Consider the following 18,849-nt stretch of genomic DNA (forward strand, 5'->3'; position numbering starts at 1 on the left):
ATGACGCCGGTATAGGGCGGATGTAACGCAGGTGTGGCGCCGACGCAGTGCGGCGCCCGAGCAGGTCAGCGCGGATTCATGGCCGATTCAGCCGCTTCGACAGATCGGCCACCAGAATCGCCATGCGCGCGGGCTTTTCATAGCAGGCGACGTCGTAATTACGGATCACCTGGCTGATTTCCGATTCGCTCGCCTTGCCGGTGAGCAATTCGCCCGTCAGAACGAAGATCGGCGCATCGGGATTTTCCGACGCGCGCACCGCGCGAATCGCGGCCGCCGAGGTCTGCGTGCCGAACAGCCAGTCGATCACGATGCCGTCGAACACCTGCGTTTGCAGCTGTTCGGCAAAGGCCGCGAGTCCGTAGATCGCCACGGCGGCGAAACCGCTGCCCTCGAGATAATCGCGCAGATTGTCGGCGCTCGCGCGGTCGTCGTCGACGACAGCGATGGTCGGCTTGTCCGTTTCCGCGCGGCGCGGATAAATCTCGATCTTGTGGACTTCATAGGCGCTTTGATACAGCGCGCCGTCGTGACGCGCGACGCGCCACTGGCCGAGCTTCGAATACGCGACGAATTCGGGACGGCTGCCCGGTTCGAGCGCCGCGCCGACCCAGGCGGTGCACGGCAGCTCGATAGCGCCGATGCAGAACATGGCTTCCTGCGCAATCGCGCCGACCATGCCGGGATCGAGCGACTGCGCGCCGAAGAGCTGCGCGGCGGGCTCGCCGTAGACCTCCGCGACTTTCTTGATTTGCGACAGGGTCCACGGGCTATTGCCGCGCAGTTTGCGGTGCCCTTGAGAAAAGCTCAGATCGAGGATGCGGCAAAGTTCTGTGGTTTGCTGGCGCTTGCCGATTCCGTGCCGGCTCATCAACTCGCGCACGCGCTCGGCGACTGCGATGGAGTCCGGTGAGTGTGTTTCGTTGGTCATGCTGCGTGAGAATCCGCCGTCTTAAAGGGCTGTGGGGGCGATACGGCAGGCGTCATGCGGCCTTGCATCGTCGATACAGGGCAACGCAGGTACGCGGGGGACAGCAAATGTACCGTAAAAACATCGCGGTCAGGGTTTTTGTAGAGGCGCCGTTGCGTCTGTCAGTGTGAGCCGGAAGTCCGACGGATCAGGTTGCCAGCTTGCGCGGTTAGCTATGCATCGCGCATAAAACACATTTTACCGATGAAACCAGGCCGCATCCACCGAGGGCCTGCAAGCGCCGTCAGGTCGCCGGCATCTTCGCAAGTTTGGCGGCGGAGTTCCTGAGGCCCTTGAAGATCCGTTCGGCGACCTTGCCCGGAAATCGTTCGGGCAATTCCGCCGAGACCTGTTCGATCACCTTCGGGGTCTGCTCGATCAGGCGCTCGATCAGCGGTTCGGCGCTCGCGCCATACGAGCACTTGAGCGCCATCGCGTTGAAGTGGCGTCGCTGCACGTCGCGAAAGGCGTCGTGCTTGCTGCGCGACCACATGCCCATTGCGAGGCGCGCCTTGAACCACGACCACTGGTTAGGGCCGCTGCCTTCCACCGGCCAGATCGACATGACGTCGTAAAGCGGCGTCAGCCGGTATTGGCCGCCCGCCAGCAGGCGAATGCTGAAGTTCTTTGCGTGGCCGTCCGGCGCGGCGAGCATCCAGAAGAGAATCTGGCTCGCGAGCAGTGTTTCGATGTCCTGCGCGGCCGCAACGGACTGCTGCAGAACGCGCGCGAGATCGAGCACGCCTGGACCGCCTTCGTTCTCATACTTGCGATGCGAAGGCACGCCGTACACCTGGCAAAAATCTTCCTGTGGCAGGCGCAGCAGCCATTGCCCGCTCGAATGCATCTGCCGGTCGAAACGCTCGACGCTCAGCACGCGTTGCTTGCCGAACGTCACGATTTCGGTGTTCGCGACGGGCAAACCATAGGCGCGCAGTATGCGCAGGCTCAGCCATTCGTTTTCGACCGAGGTGCTAAGGTCGGCCAGCTTGTTGCCGACGAGTCCGAGCGGCAGCTTGAAGATATGCGTGGTAGGCGTCGCGCCGTGCGGCCGTTTCCATTGATCTTCGTGCCATAGCAGCGCGGTTTTCTCCTGCGCGCCGGCGAGCGAGATGCGGAAATCGTCGCTTTCCTCTGTCGCGCCGAGCGCGGGTGCGCTGACGGTGCGTGCGAGCATGATTTCGATCTCGGCATCGGTCAGCGGCGTGCCTTCGATGCGGTCAACACCCACTGGTGCATCGTCTTCGGCGAGCAGCTGGACGGCGCCTACGCAATCGCGGCCGATGGCTTGCAGCAGATCGAAGGCGTCCAGCGTCCCGGTTCGGTAGCGCTGAGCAATGCGCTTTCTGATGATGTCGCTATCGGGCAGCAGGTTGTCGAAATAATTGAGTACCCGCGGCCCCTTGTGCGCCATGTTGCCGGGCGTGAAAGGCAGCGAGAGCGAAAGGGGTCGGCCGAGGGGCGAGTCGATCCACGCGGCGTCGTAAGAAAATTCCATCGGACTGCGCGCCGGAAGGCGCCACACGCCGACGCGCTCGCCGTTGGCCCAGACCGAAAGCGCGCGCGAGTGAGTGGGCCGGGCCATGCTTACCACTCGATCGAAGGCGTGGGTTCCGACCTCGGCTGGTTCTTGTCGCGCACCTGCAACTGCAGCCCATAGGCGCCGCACAGCGAGAGCAACTGGGCGAGGGTGAGGGCGGCGGCGTCGGTTTCCCACGCCGATATCCGGCTTTGGCTGACGCCGACGCGCGCGGCGGCCTCGGCTTGCGTAAGACCCGCTTGCCGCCGGCTCGCGGCAAGCAATTGGGTGAGCTGATCCGGCGTGGCGATGAGATGCAACATGGCGAGAATATCCGGGAAACGAATAAGCTCATTTTATTCGTCTCGCGAATATTTAGCAAATATTCGTGTGGCGGATATTCAGCCCATATCTGTGGGCCGAATATTTGCCTTTTATTCGCTTTAAGGATAAACGGGGCAGCTACGCAATCGGGACTAATTTCCGCGCCAGAAGGCTTGCCACCGCCTTCTGCGCGTTCGGCATTGCGGACAAACAGTTCGCCTGCGAAGATTATGCTCGCACTTAAAACCTTCGCGCCCGATGACCACGACTTATCCGCTGCACGCCGCCTTCGCCGCCGCCGACCAACCGTTTCCCAAACACGCTGACGTGGTCATCGCCGGCGCGGGCATCATGGGCTGCGCAGCGGCTTACTATCTGACTCGCCGCGGCTTGTCGGTGGTCGTGCTCGACAAGTCGCGCATCGCCGGCCAGCAGTCTTCGCGAGCCTGGGGTTTCGTGCGCCAGCAGGGCCGCGAGTCCGCCGAAGTCCCGCTAATGATGGCGAGCATACCGCTGTGGGAAACCCTCGAGCGCGAGTTGAACTTCGACCTCGAATGGCGTCAGGGCGGCTGTCTTTACGTCGCGAGCGGTGAGGAGGACTGGACTTCGTTCCAGCAATGGATGGACGTCGCGCGGCAGCATGGGCTTGACACGCGCACGCTCGATCGAAAGCAGATCGATACGGTGGTGACAGGCATGCAAGGCCCCGCGCTCGGTGGCCTGTATACGCCAAGCGACGGTCAGGCCGAGCCGCGCCGCGCCGCTGCCGCTTTCGCGGCGCGGGCGGCGCAAGCCGGCGCGCTTTTTTTCGAAGGCTGCGGCGTGCTCGGTGTGGAGCGTGCGGGCGGCGCGATCGCCGGCGTGGTGACCGAGCGCGGCACGGTCCGCACGTCGCGTTTGATCTGTGCGGCGGGCGCGAGCAGTTGGCGTCTGCTGAAGACACTGGGTATCGAATTGCCGCAGCAGGCGGTCCGCGGCACCTGCATGCGCACGAATCCTTTACCGCGCGTCACGGCGTCCACCTTCTGGGGCCACGGGCTTGGCGTCCGGCAGCGCGCGAACGGGGCGATTAATCTCGCCGACGACATGCAGGTCGACGTCGACATGACGCTTGGGCATTTTCGCGCGTTGAAATGGTTTCTGCCCGAACTCTGGAGTCAGCGCGAAAAGTTCAGCTTTCACCTGAACGGCGCTTGCTTGCGCGACTTGCGCGACCGTCTGCCGGGCAGCGTGCCGCAAAGCGAGCGCGTGTTGCATCCGCGTGATCCCCATCCGCAGCCGAATGTGAGCCATGCACCGCGTGCACTTGCAAAACTGCGCGCGCTCTTTCCCGCGTTGAAGAACGCGCAGGTGGTCGAGTCGTGGGCCGGTCTGATCGACGTGCTGCCCGACGGCATCCCTGTCATCGACGCACCGCCGCAGATCAGCGGCCTTACTATCGCTACGGGTTTTTGCGGCCACGGTTTCGCGATGGGGCCGATCGTCGGCAGGCTCCTTGCGGAGATAAACGACGGCGGGCAGGCGTCGCTGGATTTGTCTGCGTTCCGTTTGCAGCGTTTTGTCGACGGTACCATGCAGCGGCCTCGCAGCATGTTGTGAGCGCTTCTGCCGGCTTTCACGTCCCGCACTTTTCATCGATCGCGAGCATGAACGAACCGACCCTGCGCCACGCCGGCGTGCCGTACCACACCCAGTGGGGCAGCCCCGAATGGGTTCGCCATATCGTCGAACAGCAGGGCGATCCTTGCGACGATCCGGGCTGGCGAAAAAGCGGATTCTCGGACCCCGAGCGCTACCGCTTCTGGGCCAAACGCCTTTGCGGTTTGACGTGCCTGGAATCGGCGCTCGACTATTGGCGCATCGAACATGCGCCGCGCGCCGCGCTGCTTGACGAAGCGTTGCGGCACGGCGTGTATCGCGTCAGGGACGACGGCGGCGTCGACGGTCTGATCTATCGCCCGTTTGCGGCATGGGTGCGGGAGGCATTCGGCGTGCGCGTCGACGTGTTGCCGCAGGCTTCGCTCGAGGAAATCGCCGCGCGCCTCGGTCCGCGGACGCTCGCGATTGTCTCGGTCAGCCCGGAGATCCGCTATCCCGAGCGGCCGAACCAGCGCAAGGGCGGGCATCTGATTCTCCTGCATGGACGCGATGCCAACGGCGTGTGGTTTCACAATCCTTCGGGAATTGAGCCGCAACAGGCCGACGTTTATCTGCCGTTTGCAACGATCAGGCGTTTTTATGCCGGCCGAGGCATGATGCTTGGTCTTGGTGCGGGTGCGGATTGAGCCGGAGCGCAAGAGGAAGCAAGAGGCGCAACAGCGCAACAGACGCAGCGATAAGAGCCAGGCTAGCCGCAACGATCGGGCCCGTTTTCTGCTGCGCCTGTACCGACATTTGCGATACAGGACCCAACATGACTCGAATCCATGCCCTGCTCGCCGCCAGCCTTTTCGCACTCGGCGCCGTTACCGCGGTTCATGCGGCGACCCGCGATGAACAGGCGAAGGCCTGCCGCGGCGACGCGATGCACTTCTGCGCCGCCGACATACCGAACAAGGCGAAGATCACCGCCTGCATGAAACAGCACATCGACGAACTCAGTCCGCCTTGCCGTGCGATGTTCAAGAGCGGCAAGAAGTCCGGCGACAGCGGCAGCAATTCGGGCGCGGCGCAGTGAGTTCGATTTGAGCGAGCGGCGCATGCATGACACGCGAGGAGCCGCGTCATTTTCATTGCAGCTGTCATTGCCGCCGTCGTCGCCGGTGTCGTCGCACTACTCATCGAAACAGTGCGCTTGCGATGCTGCCTGGCGTCGTAGAATCGTCTGTCCCGACTGCGACTACCCCATCCGCTCATGACCCGTCCCACCACGCAGATTTTCGACGCGGCCGCGACTGCGCGGCTCACACCGTATGCCGCGCTCGTCGACGCGTTAAAGCGCGCGAGCATCGAGTACGCGCAGCAACGCATCGCGAGTCCGGAGCGGCTCGTCGTACCGCTCAACGAAGGCGGCATTCTGCTGTCGATGCCGGCGACCGCGTCCGACCTCGCGATTCACAAGCTGGTCAACGTGTGTCCGGGCAACGGGTCGCGCGGCCTGCCCACGATCCACGGCCAGGTGATGGCATTCGACGCCGACACTGGCGAGACGCTCTTCATTCTCGACGGTCCCACTGTGACGGGCCGGCGTACCGCAGCCATGTCGATGCTGGGCGTCAGTACCTTTGCCGCTCCCGCGCCGCGCGAGTTTCTGCTGATCGGCACCGGCACGCAGGCGCTCAATCATCTGGAAGCGATCGGCGAGTTGTATCCCGAGGCGCGCGTGTGGGTGAAGGGCAGCGCGCCGGCGCGCGCCGAAGCGTTTTGCGCCGCGCATCGCGGCAAGGCGTTCGAGGTCCGGCCGCTTGGCCGGCCGGATGCAGCGCTGCCCGAGTCGATCGACACGGTTATTGCGCTCACCACGAGCCGGCAGCCGGTCTATGACGAAGCGGCGCGCACGAGCCGCCTTGTGATCGGCGTTGGCGCCTTCACGCCCGAGATGGTCGAAATCGGCGCGCGCACGATCACGGACAGCGCGCTTTTCGTCGACGATGAGGCCGGCGCGAAACACGAAGCCGGCGATTTCATTCAGGCAGGCGTGGATTGGGCCGACGTCCGGGGCATCGCGTCGCTTCTGGACAACTCGGTGCCGCTGCCGGCGCAAACGCCGATTGTTTTCAAGAGCGTCGGTTGTGCGGCGTGGGATCTGGCGGCGTGTCGCGTTGCGCGAGAGGCTTTGTCTCGCGGTTGAGCATCCACGGCGAGGCGGGCGCGGCGTGCTTGCATCGAGGGTGCGTGTCGCAAAGTGCGTGAGCGGCGCAGGCAGCCCACTTAGCGCACTTGGCTTAGGTAGCCACGTGGCACAAGCGGCCGCCGTAGCCTGAACTGGCCGAAGCAGCCGAAGCAGCCGAAGCAGCCGAAGCAGCCGAAGCAGCCGAAGCGGCCGAAGCGGCCGAAGCGGCCGAAGCAGCCCTTGGCCCACCGCACGCAGCGCCCGCAGCACGCCACTCGGCACGATAAAAAACCCCTTTAAAACAGCCTTTCGCCGGGCGCGTTGGCATATTGCGCCAACCTGCGGCGCATGTTGCCGTGCAAACAATCGCAAAACGTTGCACCATAGGCGTTTGCCAGAAATGTGCCGATACGCGTGCCGCCAGGCCTCGCATCCACTTTTCTGTCTTTGCCCCAGGCCAGCGGCCCCAAAGGTCTCCTGGCTCCTGGCGACGCCTTCCTTCTCACGACGCTGCGACCGCGCTATGACGACCCAACACGCTTCTGCGACTCCCGACCTTCCGCTCGACATGATCATTTTCGGCGGCACCGGCGACCTGTCGTTTCGCAAGCTGCTCCCCGCGCTGTACATGGCGCATCTGCACTGCAACCTGCCGCCGGAGACGCGCATTCTCACCATCGGGCGCAAGCCGTGGTCGCGCGATGAGTACATCAACGAGTTCATGGAGCAGAAGGCCAAGCCCTTCATTGAAAAGAAAGCGTTCGATGCCGCCGCGTGGGACAAATTTCTCGCGCTGTTCGAATACGTGCGCATGGATGTCGACTCGGCCGAAGACTATCAGCGGCTGAAAGAAGCGTCGCGCGAAGGTGTGCGCCGTGTGTTCTATCTCGCGACGTCTCCGGATCTGTTCATGAACATCTGCGAGAACCTTTCGGCGGCGGGGCTGGTGGACGACAATTCGCGCGTCGTGCTCGAAAAACCGCTGGGCCACGATCTCGCGTCCGCGCAGGAGATCAACACGGCGGTCGGCAAGCATTTCAGCGAAGCGCAGATCTACCGGATCGACCATTACCTCGGCAAGGAAACCGTGCAGAACCTGATGGTGCTGCGCTTCGGTAATCCGATTTTCGGCCCGCTGTGGCAGGCGCCGTATATCAAGCGCGTGCAGATCACGGTCGCGGAAACGGTCGGCGTGGGCAGCCGCGCCGGTTTCTACGACAAGACCGGCGCGCTGCGTGACATGGTGCAGAACCACTTGCTGCAACTGCTGTGCATCGTCGCAATGGAGCCGCCTGTGTCGCTCGACCCCGACGCGGTCCGCGACGAAAAGCTCAAGGTGTTGCGCTCATTGCGGCCCATGACGCCCGAGGACATCGCCCGCGATACCGTGCGCGGTCAGTACACGGCCGGCGCGGTGGACGGCGAGGCGGTGAAGGGCTATCTCCAGGAAGACAATGTGCCGGCCGGCAGCCGCGCCGAGACGTTCGTCGCGTTGCGCGCGCACATCAACAACTGGCGCTGGGCCAACGTGCCGTTCTTCCTGCGCACCGGCAAACGCATGCAGAAGAAGGTGTCGGAGATCGTCATCGAATTCTCCGAGTTGCCGTTCTCGATCATCCCGAGCGGCGGACGCAACTACGGCAACCGCCTCGTGATCCAGTTGCAGCCGGAAGAGTCAATCCAGTTGCAGATGCTCGCGAAAGAGCCGGGCAGCGGCATGCACATGCTGCCGGTGAATCTGAACCTCGACTTGCAGCAGGCGTTCACCGAACGTCGCGCGGAAGCTTACGAGCGTCTGCTGATCGACGTGATTCGCGGCCGTCTCACACACTTCATGCGGCGCGACGAACTGGAAGCTGCGTGGGCGTGGGCCGAGCCGATTCTCGAAGGTTGGGCGAAGTCGGGCGAGCGGCCGCGTAACTACACTGCGGGCACGTTCGGGCCGGCTGCGTCGACGGCGTTGATGGCGCGCGAAAACGCCGTCTGGGCGGAAGAGTCGCAGTAAGCGGTTTTCTATCCGCAGCTTCTCTGGCGCAATGAAAAAGGCCCGCTGAAAGCGGGCCTTTTCGATGCTGCCGCATCAACTGCTGAGCCGACGCACTCAAGGCAACGAGATCGTCAGCGTGGCCGATTGCGGCCCGAGCTTCACCACCTGCGAATAGGGCGCCAACGTGCGCAACGTCTGGTCGCGCAAATACGTGTTCAGGCCAAGATAGGCCAGCAGTCCCACCAGCGCGAACACCGCACCGATCGACCACAACGGGACTTCGCGCTTCAGATGGTGCGCGACCTGATCGGGCAGCGGCCAATGCGGCGCAAACGGCGCACGCTTGCCCTTCAAGTGCGCGATTTCATCGCCGATGCGCGCGGTCAGATACGCGAGCTTCTCCGGCCCTTCCAGCAAATACTTGCCTTGAAAGCCGAGCAGCAGACACATATGGAACACTTCAAGCGATTGCAGACGCGCCGCGCCTTGTGCGCGGCATTCCTCGAGATACTGGAAGAATTTTTCGCCCGCGAGCTGTTCGCCGAACAGCACCAGTTGCAGCGGCTGCCGCTCCCATTCCGTGCGGATCCTGAATGTTGACGACAACACTGACTCGTCTATCGCCGCGCAGAACGCAAACTTGGATGCATACACGTCTTCAGCTGATGCATTGAGCTTTTTCGCGCCGCGCTCGAAGTCGCCGAGAAACTGCTGGATGCGCTGGCTGAATTCGTGCGCGTCGCCAGGTTCGCGGCCGTTTTTCAGCAGGAACAGCATGAAGAAGCCGTCGTACAGCAAGTCGAGCAGCGAGCGGACCTGATAGCTCGGTTCAGCCGTTGGGGCGGGCGTCGCGGCAGGCGTGCTGCCGCCGAAAAGTGAAGGCGCGTAGCTCATGATGTGACCGCGATCAGTTCAAGTTGAAGATCGTTGATGCCCGAGGGCGCATAGATCATTGCCGATTGCGCTTGCAACATGCGCTCATACAACGCGCCGCGCGGCTCCAACGAGAAATAGCACGCGCCCGGCCTCACCGGAATCGCGGGCGGCACTTGCGGCGTGTAGACGAGCCGCACGCCGGGCATCGCGGAGAGCACGAGCTTGTCAACGTCGTCGGGCGCGCCGACCTTGAAGCGCGCCGGCACTGCTTCGACGAGCTCGGCGGTGGGCATGTCGGCGGATACGGCAATGTAGAACAGCGTCTTGTCGTCGATCTTGCCGGAATCGAGCCGGCCCGCATGGAACGAAGGACGCACTTCTTCAAGCGAGATCGCGAAGTAGCGCGTGGAGATCACGGTTTCGAGCAGATCGCGCAGGATCATGTCGAGCCGCGCGAAGCCGGGGCCCGGATCGTCGTGACGATAAGCCGGCAGATCGGACAGCGCATAGCCTTTGGAAAACGTCATCAACTGCCCGGCGAGGCGCAGCAACTCCTGAAACAGCCGCTCAGGGTGCAGCGCCGAATGCTGATACAGGTGCGCGAGCGACGCAAACGCCGCGCTCGCCGTGTGCAGCAGCCAGAACGACGCGATGTCGCCCGAACGGAACTCGATGATGTTCTTGGTCGGTTCGCGATGAAAGCCGTAGAGCGCGTTGACCTTGGCCTGCAACGCGTCGATCAGCTGGCGCAGCCGCTGATGCAGGACCGGCGACGCGTCGATGGCGAGGCACGGCGGCACGAAGCTGTCGTCGATTTCGAAGCCCGACGTGGCCGTGCGCCGCACGCGCACGAGCGGCACCGACAGTAATTGATCGCGCGGCTCGCTATGAGCGATCAGCTTGACGCTCGTCTTGAGGAACGTGATGTCGGCTTCGGCGGCATCGGTGAAGTGATCCGCAACCGGCGTCTGCTCGCTCACGTAACGCGCGACGAAACCGGCGTTGCTGTCCTGCGAATAGTTGGCACCCGTCTCGCGCAACGGATGCAGCGCGAGATAAAACGTAAATTCGGTGATGCCGTCCGGCAACGTGTCTAACGCGATGGGCGGCGGCAGGCCGTCCGCTTGCGGCGCCGAATACAGCGCGCCGTCGGGAAACACCAGCGACAGCTCGCTTACACGCAGCACGTTGCTGCCGAGCGCGTCGCGGTCGAAGCGCGCGGAGCGCACACCCCAGTTGTACGGCTGGATGGCCTGAATCGACTCGAACAGGCGCGCTTCGTGATAGGCGTCCTGACGCTGAAAATGCTGCGGCCTTAGAAACAGGCCTTCTCCCCAGAGCACTTTTGCGGAATAACTCATCTCAAACCTGTTATATGGGTTCAGCGTGCGGCGTGCCCGGAATAACCCGATTCGGGCGTCGCATTGTTAATTCTCTAGAAAATGTTAAATCGTATTCCTGGCATGTTTCCCCGCACCTTTTAACCGCAGCTAACCGAAGAAAGCATATTTAGCGGCTGCGCGGGCAATCCCTGTTCTGGCGGGATCACCGTGCCGTTGGTGACCGTCATTGCGCAGTTATGCAGGCCGATCATTATGCCGGATTTCTCCGACTTCGCCGGATCGAAGGCGAATTTCCAACGCTGCATGGCCGGATCGCGAAATAGCGCGACGATACCGAGGGCCTGCGCTTCACGCGACACCTTTTCGGTAACAACGTAACGTTGGCCCGGGATCAGCGTCACTTCACGCACGCCCAGCAAATCGCCGCCGAGTATGGTCTTTTCCTTCGCCGGATCGGTAAATGCGTTAAACGGCGCCTGCTGGAAAGAAGTGGGATCTTTCAATGTGTAAAGCCGGACCACCAGCGCTAATGGCCGCTTGTCATTCGCCGCATTCAGATTGGGCGCCGCATATAACGTGAGACCGACATTGCGCGGCGGCTTTTGCGCGTCCGGCAATTCGGGCTTGCCGAGGCCGCTCGCCTGCAAAGCCGCGTTGGCAGCGGCTCCGAGCACCGTCACACCTGCCGCGCAACCACCGAGAAGGACACATAAGGCGGCATGGGCAATCAATAGCAATGCATGCCGAACAAGATGCGAATTCATATACATCGACCGGCTGGCCGCCGTCCCCCGTCTAAACATCAATAACGAAATGATTCCCGCGAAACTTCAGCAACTAATGCCGCTTTATGCCGTTTACTGCCGCGTTATGCAGCCTGCATGTAATCCCGATGTAGAAGGCTTTGCCACGCCCGAGTGGAAAATTTTCCCGGTCGCCCCGTCGCCCCTATTGCGCCAGGAAACAATTTCTGCATGTTTCGTTTTAAAGATCCACGCGTATTTTTTTCGTGCAATGCTTCTTCACATGAAAGTTGAATTATCGAAAATTGGCCTGTACTATACCCGCGCACTTGAAGCAAAGCAAAACTCCGGTTTCTCCTTGAATTAAAAAATTCGCACGTCGGTGAAAAACGATGAATGACCGTCTGTTAGTAAAACTATCTGGGGTAGTGTTGGCATGCGGCGTGATGGCCGGTTGCGCGACACAGGGCAACAACGCGGCGACCACACCGGAGGCTTTTAATAAGCAACTCGCGGACGCCGATACAGTTGCGAAAGGTGGTGATCAGGACCGCGCTATTGCCCTTTATCAGCAGCTTTCAAAATCAGATCCGACGCGCGAGGAACCGTGGTCGCGCATTGCGCAAATCCAGTTCACGCAAGGTCATTACGGCCAGGCTATCGTCGCCGCCCAAGAAGCGTTGCAGCGCGACCAGACCGACCGTCAGGCAAAGAGCGTCCTGGCCGTGGCCGGGCTGCGCGTCGCCACTCAATCGCTCGGCGAGTTGCGTCAGGACGCATCGCTCGCGGGCGACGCCAAATCGGACGCGCAGGCGCTCGCCAAGCAGCTGCGCGACACACTCGGCGAGGCCACGCTGTTCCCGCCCGACCCGAACGATAAGCCGGCCCCCAAGAAAAAACGTGTGATTCGCCGCGTCGCGAAGAGCAAGACGATGGAAGCGCCGGAAACGAGCACGAGCGTCGCGGTTGCGCCAGCTGCTCCGATGGCTCCCGCTCCAGCAGTACCCGCAGCACCCGCCAAGGCCGCGCAAAGCGGCGGCGCGTCTGATCCGTTCAGCGCGCTGCGCTGATCCTCACGCCTCACCATCAGCATTCGGGAGCCGACGATGGCGAAGAAAGAAAGCATACAAAAACGCTTGCAAAAAGTGCGGCCGCCCCGCGTGCAGCTCACCTATGAGGTGGAGCGTGGCGATGCGATCGAAGTGAAGGAACTGCCGTTCGTGGTCGGCGTAGTGGCCGATCTGGCGGGGCAGTCCGAAGTCGAGCAGCCGAAGCTGCGCGATCGCAAGTTCGTCAACATCGACCGCGATAATTTTGACGACGTGATGAAGGCGATCGAGCCGCGTGCGGCGTTTCAGGTCGAGAACCGCCTGAGCGAAGGCGGCGGTAAATTCGCTGTCGATCTACGTTTCAAGTCGATGGCCGATTTCAATCCGGATGAAGTGGTCGCGCAAATCGAGCCGCTGCGGCGTCTGCTCGAAGCACGTTCGAAGCTCGCCGATCTGCGCAACAAGCTTGCCGGCAACGACAAACTCGAAGATCTGCTCTCGGAAGTGCTCAACAACACGCAGCAGTTGCAGACTCTGGCGAAAGACCAGGGCAATGCGGCGGACCAGCACGGCGGCGCGCCGGATCACGACAAGCAAGGCGAATAAGTACGGGGTGTGAGATGAACCAGCAAACGGCAGCAGCCCAACTCGCCACCGCGCAAAGCGGTGCGGAATCCACGCTGCTCGACGAGATCGTCGAGAAAAGCCGCGTGGCGAAGTCCGATTCCGAACATGCACGCGCGAAGGATCTGATCGGCGAACTCGTGCATCAGGTGCTCGACGGCACGGTGGTCGTCTCTGACAATCTGTCGGCGACGATCGACGCACGCGTTGCAGAACTTGACCGCCTCATTTCCGCGCAGTTGAGCGCGGTGATGCACGCGCCGGAATTCCAGCGCATGGAAAGCACGTGGCGCGGTCTCGACTATCTGTGCAAGGAGAGCAACACCGGCGCGACGGTCAAGATCAAGGCGCTGCATGCGCCCAAGCGCGATCTCGTGCGCGACTTCAAGACCGCGATCGAATTCGATCAGAGCGCGCTCTTCAAAAAGATCTACGAGGAAGAGTTCGGCACGTTCGGTGGCTCGCCGTTCGGCGCGATCATTGGCGACTTCGAAGTGACGCGTCAGCCGGAAGACGTGTATTTCGTCGAGCAGATGTCGCACGTCGCGGCGGCCGCACATGCGCCTTTTATTGCTTCGGCGTCGCCCGAACTGATGGGCCTCGAAACGTTTGCGGATCTCGGCAAGCCGCGCGATCTCGGCAAGGTGTTCGATACCGTCGAATACGCGAAGTGGAAGTCGTTCCGCGACTCCGAAGATTCGCGCTATGTGGGCCTCACGCTGCCGCGCTTTCTCGGCCGCTTGCCGTTCAATCCGAAAGACGACGCCACGGCGGAAGGCTTCAATTTCGTCGAAGAAGTGAACGGCACCGATCACAGCAAATACTTGTGGTGTAACGCGGCATGGGCATTCGCTGCGCGCCTGACGGCTGCATTCGACGACTTCGGCTGGTGCGCCGCGATTCGTGGCGTTGAAGGCGGCGGTCTGGTGGAAGATCTGCCGACCCACACATTCAAGACCGACGACGGCGAAGTCGCGCTGAAATGCCCGACCGAAATCGCCATTACGGATCGCCGCGAAAAAGAACTGAGCGACCTCGGTTTCATTCCGCTCGTGCATTGCAAGAACTCGGACTACGCCGCGTTCTTTGCTGCGCAATCGGTGCAGAAGCCGAAGAAATACAGCACCGACAGCGCCAATGCCAATGCTGTTCTGTCCGCGCAATTGCAGTACATCTTCTCGGTATCGCGCGTCGCGCACTACCTGAAGGCGATGATGCGCGACAAGATCGGCAGCTTTGCATCGGCGCAGAACGTCGAAGTTTTCCTGAATCGCTGGATCTCGCAGTACGTACTGCTGGATGACAACGCAACTCAGGAGCAGAAAGCGCAGTTCCCGCTGCGTGAAGCATCGATCCAGGTGTCGGAGATTCCGGGCAAGCCGGGCGCGTATCGCTCTGTTGCGTTCCTGCGCCCGCATTTCCAGCTCGACGAACTGTCGATCTCCTTGCGGCTCGTCGCCGACCTGCCGAAACCGGCCAATTCATAAACGAAGTCAGAAAGCCCGGGCTGGCCGCTCGGGTTAGATGTTAAAACCACCTCTTTGGGGAGTCGATGAGTTATGAAGGACATCTATTTAAAATTCGGCAATCCGGCGATCAAAGGCGAGTCCGCCGATAGAGATCACGCTGGCTGGATCGAAATCGATTCGTGGAGCCACTCGATCACGCAACCGCGCTCGGCGACGGCTTCGACTGCGGGCGGTCACACGTCCGAGCGTTGCGAACACGCCGACATGCAGTTCACGAAGGACATCGACGTGGTCAGCCCGCTGATCTATCAACACGCGTCGGGCGGTACCACGTTCGACGAAGTCACGATCGACTTCATGCGTTCGGACGGCGAAGGCAATCGCATCAAGTACCTCGAAGTGAAGCTGAAGTACGTGATCATTTCGAGCGTGACGCCGAGCGTCGTCGGCGAAGGTCTGCCGACTGAACAGTTCTCGCTGAAGTACGCCGCCGTGCAGTGGAAGTACACGCAGCAGAAGATCGGCGGCAACCAGGGCGGCAACGCGCAAGGCGCGTGGAGCCTGACGAAGAACGACAAGACGTACGCGGTCTGATACATGAGCGCATGCGGCGCGCGCAGTCCAGAAGAGCTGCCGCGCATGACGTGCGCATTGCATCTAACCGCTTCTTCGGACGCTGATGAAACGCTTCGAACCCAGCTTTCTCGACAAGCTGTTCGACGACGAACCGCATCTGCCGGCCTCACCGGCGATGCGGCAATTGTCGTTGGAAGAGCTGAAGGGCACCGTCGCGCGCGATGTCGAAGCGATATTGAACACGCGTATCGCGCTGACCGAGCACGAGCTCGCGGCGTTGCCCGAATGTCAGCGCTCGGTGCTCACGTATGGTCTGAACGACTTCGCGGGTTTGAGTCTCGCGAGTCACTATGACCGTACGTTCATTTGCAAATCGATTCAACAGGCCATTGCACGGCATGAGCCGCGTTTGCAGCAGGTATCGGTCACACTCGAACTGAACGAACAATCGACCAACGCGCTTAACTTTGCAATTCAAGCGCTGCTGGTCGTTCATCCGGCAGAAGAACCGGTGAGTTTCGATGCGATGTTGCAGCCATCCACATTGCAATATTCGGTGACGCGCGCACGCGCGAAGCTTTAGAAGTTGTTTTAATACCGCTTGGCTTCATTACCGCTTTAACGCCGCCGTGACGCGTAACGGTGGCGCTAGTTCAAGCGGAGAGGGTTCGGGTCCGGGGATAGATCGATGGAAGAATTGCTACCGTATTACGAGCGCGAATTATCATTTCTGCGGCGCTATTCGCGCGATTTCGCGGAGCGCTACCCGAAGATTGCCGCGCGTCTCGCGATGTCCGGCGAGCACTGCGAGGACCCGCATGTCGAGCGAATGATCGAATCGTTTGCGCTGCTCGGCGCGCGCATCAACAAAAAGCTCGACGACGATTACCCGGAATTCACCGAAGCGCTACTGGAAGTACTGTATCCGCACTATCTGCGGCCATTTCCTTCATGTTCGATTGCGCAATTGGGCACCTCCGCCGCGCTGAGTCATCTGACCGAACCCGTCACGATCGAACGCGGCACTGAATTGAAGTCGCGGCCTATTCGCGGTGTGCAATGCCGTTTTCGCACGGCGTACGACGTGACGCTCGCGCCCATCCGGATTTCTGAAGCAAAGTACACGTCGGTTGCAATGGCGCCGAGCGCGACCGTCTTGCCGGGCAATGCCACGGCCATCGTGTCGATTACTTTCGAATCGACCGCCGCGCAGCTCGATCTGTCCGCGTTGAAAATTGGTGCATTGCGCGCGCATTTGCACGGCGAGCAGTCGTTCATTGCGGCGCTCGCGGACTGCCTGTTCGTCAATGCAATGGCGACATATGTGGAAGCAGACCGGCGTGGCGTGTGGACGCAATTGCGCACGTCGCCTCTCGCGCAAGCGGGCTTTGACGAAAACAACGCACTGATCGACTATCCGGCCAAATCGCATCCCGCTTATCGGCTGCTGACCGAGTACTTCGCATTCCCGGAAAAATTCAATTTCGCCGACTTCGACCTGGCGGCAATGACACGCGCGGCAGGCCGCTGCCAGCGCATGACCCTGCATGTCGTGCTAAAAGAAGTGCGCAGCGATTCGCATGTCGCCCGGTTGCTCGATGCGTTGTCCGCGCATCACTTTCGTCTCTTCTGTACGCCGGTGGTGAATCTGTTTGAACAGCACGGCGAACCGATTCGCGTGAGTCATCAGGTAATCTCATACCCGGTTGTCGCCGAAGCGCGCCGCGCATTTGCTTATGAAGTTTATTCGATCGATTCGGTAAAGCTCGTCAGGCAACAGGCGCATCAGGAATCGGTAACCGAATTCCGGCCGTTCTATTCGCTGCATCACGGAGAAGCAGCACGCGCCGGACACTACTGGTTCGCGCGGCGCAACGATTGGGTCGCGCAAAAAAGCCCCGGCTATGAGACCGAAATCTCCATTGTCGACATCGATTTCGAGCCCGCAGCACCGCAAACCGACACGTTGAGTCTCGATCTGACATGTACGAATCGCGACTTGCCCGCAGGCCTTGCCGTAGGTCTCGAAGGCGGCGATCTGTTTCTCGAAGGAGGTTCGCTGACCGGCAGCATTACGATGCTGCGCCGGCCCACGCCGAGTGTGCGTTTCGAACGAGGGCGCGCTTCGCATTGGCGGCTCATTTCGCATCTTGCGCTGAACCATGTGTCGCTTGCAAATAGCGGTTTGTCCGCGCTGAAGGAAATGCTGGTGCTTTACGATTTGCGGCGCACGGCGGTGTCGGCGCGGCATATCGACGGTCTAGTGGCTATCGAACAGCGCGCAGCCGTGCAATGGCTGCCGGGCAAACCGTTTGCCACATTCGTGCGCGGCATCGAGATTCGCCTGACCATCGACGAAGAACATTTTGTCGGCACGAGTCTCGCGTCGTTCGTGCGCGTGATCGACACATTCTTTGGGCTGTACGTGCATCTGAACAGCTTTGTGCAACTGGTCGTCGTGTCGAAGCGCACTGGCGAGGAGATATTGCGATGCAAACCGCGCAGCGGCGAATCGATCCTGGCGTAGTCGAGCAGCTTCTCGACGAACCGCATCGCTTCGAATTTTTTCAGGCCGTGCGGCTGCTCGAGAAGTGGTTCGCGCAGCAATCGCCGTCTGAGGTCCGGCGTTCCGGCGATATCGTCGCGCAGCGCATCGCCTTTCGCAATTCCCTGTCGATGTCGTTTCCGCCGAGCGAAATTCACGGCGCCCAATCTTATGACGACGAGGGCGCCGCGCTGAAAGAGAAGGCACAACGCACGGCGGCGCTACAAGACGGCTCGCTCGAAAAAGTGGATATCACGCCGGCGTTTTTTGGTTTACTCGGCGGGCAGGGCGCGTTGCCGCTGCATTACACCGAGCAGATCATCGCGCGTGAACAGATCAAGCGGGACCGCGCCGCGCGCGAATTCTTCGATGTGTTTTCGAATCGCGCCACCGCGCTCTTTTACGCGGCGTGGAAGAAGTACCGCTTGCCGTTCCACTACGAACTGGATCGCGACGAACGCTATTTGCCGTTGCTGCTCGCCCTGGCAGGCGTCGCCGACAACGACACGCGCAACAGTCTGCAAAGCGGGGAGGGTGCGCTATTCGACGAAGCGATTGCTGGGTATGCGCTGCCCGCGCGGCACAGGCCCGTGTCGGCAGCCTATTTGCAGCGCACGTTGTCGGACTATTTCAAGGTGCCCGTGCGCGTCGAACAATTCGTCGGCAAATGGTACGACGTGCCGCGCGATCAATTGACCGTACTCGGCAGTGTCAATGCGACGCTGGGCGCAACGGCGCTAGCGGGCGAGCGCGTCTGGCAGCGCGATATGCGGGCGCGGCTCGTGATCGGCCCTCTCGACAAGGCCGATTACGAGGCCTTTCTACCTGGCGCGGATCGCGCCGTCGCGCTCGAACGCATGCTTACGCTGCTTGCGGGCATCACGCTGGAATACGAAGTGTCGCTAGTGTTGCGCCGCGAGGCTGTTGGGCCGGCGCTTCTGAGCAAGGGCGCGCGCCTCGGCTGGGACGCGTTCCTCTGCACGCGCACCGCGCAACATGATCGCGCGGATGCCCGTTACGAATTGCACGTAATCCACTGACCATAACGATAG

19 protein-coding genes are annotated in these 18,849 nt (G+C 61.4%); 13 read left to right on the top strand and 6 right to left on the bottom strand.

Annotation, left to right across the window (positions count from 1 at the left end; all coding sequences use genetic code 11):
- Nucleotides 1-76 precede the first annotated feature (76 nt).
- The 3 genes from F759_RS0111835 to F759_RS0111845 all read right to left on the bottom strand — a co-directional run bounded on the left by F759_RS0111835 (nucleotide 77) and on the right by F759_RS0111845 (nucleotide 2,812).
- Nucleotides 77-931: a helix-turn-helix domain-containing protein gene (locus F759_RS0111835; protein ID WP_027800042.1), complete on the bottom strand. Its 855-nt coding sequence runs from the start codon at nucleotides 929-931 to the stop codon at nucleotides 77-79.
- 283 nt (nucleotides 932-1,214) lie between these two features.
- On the bottom strand, nucleotides 1,215-2,555 hold the full coding sequence (locus F759_RS0111840; protein WP_027800043.1) for a type II toxin-antitoxin system HipA family toxin: 1,341 nt from the start codon (nucleotides 2,553-2,555) through the stop codon (nucleotides 1,215-1,217).
- A 2-nt stretch (nucleotides 2,556-2,557) separates the two neighbouring features.
- Complete coding sequence (locus F759_RS0111845) at nucleotides 2,558-2,812, bottom strand: helix-turn-helix domain-containing protein (RefSeq protein WP_027800044.1); 255 nt, start codon at nucleotides 2,810-2,812, stop codon at nucleotides 2,558-2,560.
- A gap of 259 nt (nucleotides 2,813-3,071) precedes the next feature.
- Here F759_RS0111845 and F759_RS0111850 point away from each other — a divergent pair, with 259 nt between their 5' ends.
- The 5 genes from F759_RS0111850 (at nucleotide 3,072) to zwf (ending at nucleotide 8,590) form a co-directional block, all read left to right on the top strand.
- Nucleotides 3,072-4,412 (top strand): NAD(P)/FAD-dependent oxidoreductase, encoded by a 1,341-nt coding sequence (locus tag F759_RS0111850; RefSeq protein ID WP_027800045.1) that lies wholly within the window; start codon nucleotides 3,072-3,074, stop codon nucleotides 4,410-4,412.
- A gap of 47 nt (nucleotides 4,413-4,459) precedes the next feature.
- The gene (locus tag F759_RS0111855) at nucleotides 4,460-5,098 is read left to right on the top strand and encodes a C39 family peptidase (RefSeq protein ID WP_027800046.1); all 639 of its coding nucleotides are present in this window, start codon (nucleotides 4,460-4,462) and stop codon (nucleotides 5,096-5,098) included.
- A 128-nt stretch (nucleotides 5,099-5,226) separates the two neighbouring features.
- The gene (locus tag F759_RS0111860) at nucleotides 5,227-5,490 is read left to right on the top strand and encodes a hypothetical protein (RefSeq protein ID WP_027800047.1); all 264 of its coding nucleotides are present in this window, start codon (nucleotides 5,227-5,229) and stop codon (nucleotides 5,488-5,490) included.
- Nucleotides 5,491-5,667: 177 nt separating this feature from the next.
- On the top strand, nucleotides 5,668-6,603 hold the full coding sequence (gene lhpI / locus F759_RS0111865) for a bifunctional Delta(1)-pyrroline-2-carboxylate/Delta(1)-piperideine-2-carboxylate reductase (RefSeq protein ID WP_027800048.1): 936 nt from the start codon (nucleotides 5,668-5,670) through the stop codon (nucleotides 6,601-6,603).
- Between the two features lie 505 nt (nucleotides 6,604-7,108).
- Entirely contained in the window at nucleotides 7,109-8,590 is a 1,482-nt protein-coding gene (gene zwf / locus F759_RS0111880) for a glucose-6-phosphate dehydrogenase (protein WP_027800049.1), read from the top strand.
- Between the two features lie 96 nt (nucleotides 8,591-8,686).
- Here zwf and icmH read toward each other — a convergent pair whose 3' ends face one another.
- The 3 genes from icmH to tssJ form a co-directional block, all read right to left on the bottom strand.
- The gene (gene icmH / locus F759_RS0111885; protein ID WP_027800050.1) at nucleotides 8,687-9,466 is read right to left on the bottom strand and encodes a type IVB secretion system protein IcmH/DotU; all 780 of its coding nucleotides are present in this window, start codon (nucleotides 9,464-9,466) and stop codon (nucleotides 8,687-8,689) included.
- Complete coding sequence (gene tssK, locus F759_RS0111890; RefSeq protein ID WP_027800051.1) at nucleotides 9,463-10,809, bottom strand: type VI secretion system baseplate subunit TssK; 1,347 nt, start codon at nucleotides 10,807-10,809, stop codon at nucleotides 9,463-9,465. The genes icmH and tssK overlap by 4 nt, the downstream gene beginning before the upstream one ends.
- Nucleotides 10,810-10,928: 119 nt before the next feature.
- The gene (gene tssJ / locus F759_RS0111895) at nucleotides 10,929-11,555 is read right to left on the bottom strand and encodes a type VI secretion system lipoprotein TssJ (protein ID WP_027800052.1); all 627 of its coding nucleotides are present in this window, start codon (nucleotides 11,553-11,555) and stop codon (nucleotides 10,929-10,931) included.
- 49 nt (nucleotides 11,556-11,604) lie between these two features.
- On the opposite strand from tssJ, the gene F759_RS0111900 reads away from it, so the two are divergent.
- The 8 genes from F759_RS0111900 to tssG all read left to right on the top strand — a co-directional run bounded on the left by F759_RS0111900 (nucleotide 11,605) and on the right by tssG (nucleotide 18,837).
- Complete coding sequence (locus F759_RS0111900; protein WP_027800053.1) at nucleotides 11,605-11,901, top strand: hypothetical protein; 297 nt, start codon at nucleotides 11,605-11,607, stop codon at nucleotides 11,899-11,901.
- Between the two features lie 25 nt (nucleotides 11,902-11,926).
- Nucleotides 11,927-12,604 (top strand): tetratricopeptide repeat protein, encoded by a 678-nt coding sequence (locus F759_RS0111905; protein WP_027800054.1) that lies wholly within the window; start codon nucleotides 11,927-11,929, stop codon nucleotides 12,602-12,604.
- A 36-nt stretch (nucleotides 12,605-12,640) separates the two neighbouring features.
- Nucleotides 12,641-13,189 (top strand): type VI secretion system contractile sheath small subunit, encoded by a 549-nt coding sequence (tssB, locus tag F759_RS0111910; RefSeq protein ID WP_027800055.1) that lies wholly within the window; start codon nucleotides 12,641-12,643, stop codon nucleotides 13,187-13,189.
- Nucleotides 13,190-13,203: 14 nt separating this feature from the next.
- Complete coding sequence (gene tssC, locus F759_RS0111915; RefSeq protein WP_027800056.1) at nucleotides 13,204-14,694, top strand: type VI secretion system contractile sheath large subunit; 1,491 nt, start codon at nucleotides 13,204-13,206, stop codon at nucleotides 14,692-14,694.
- Between the two features lie 72 nt (nucleotides 14,695-14,766).
- Nucleotides 14,767-15,270 (top strand): Hcp family type VI secretion system effector, encoded by a 504-nt coding sequence (locus F759_RS0111920; RefSeq protein ID WP_027800057.1) that lies wholly within the window; start codon nucleotides 14,767-14,769, stop codon nucleotides 15,268-15,270.
- An 85-nt stretch (nucleotides 15,271-15,355) separates the two neighbouring features.
- Nucleotides 15,356-15,835: a type VI secretion system baseplate subunit TssE gene (tssE, locus tag F759_RS0111925; RefSeq protein WP_020070382.1), complete on the top strand. Its 480-nt coding sequence runs from the start codon at nucleotides 15,356-15,358 to the stop codon at nucleotides 15,833-15,835.
- Nucleotides 15,836-15,940: 105 nt separating this feature from the next.
- Nucleotides 15,941-17,779 carry a type VI secretion system baseplate subunit TssF gene (tssF, locus tag F759_RS0111930; protein WP_027800058.1) on the top strand — a complete coding sequence of 613 codons (1,839 nt, stop codon included), beginning with the start codon at nucleotides 15,941-15,943 and terminating at the stop codon, nucleotides 17,777-17,779.
- The gene (tssG, locus tag F759_RS0111935; RefSeq protein WP_027800059.1) at nucleotides 17,743-18,837 is read left to right on the top strand and encodes a type VI secretion system baseplate subunit TssG; all 1,095 of its coding nucleotides are present in this window, start codon (nucleotides 17,743-17,745) and stop codon (nucleotides 18,835-18,837) included. The genes tssF and tssG overlap by 37 nt, the downstream gene beginning before the upstream one ends.
- Nucleotides 18,838-18,849: the final 12 nt, after the last annotated feature.

Source organism: Paraburkholderia dilworthii (assembly GCF_000472525.1).
Classification (GTDB): domain Bacteria; phylum Pseudomonadota; class Gammaproteobacteria; order Burkholderiales; family Burkholderiaceae; genus Paraburkholderia; species Paraburkholderia dilworthii.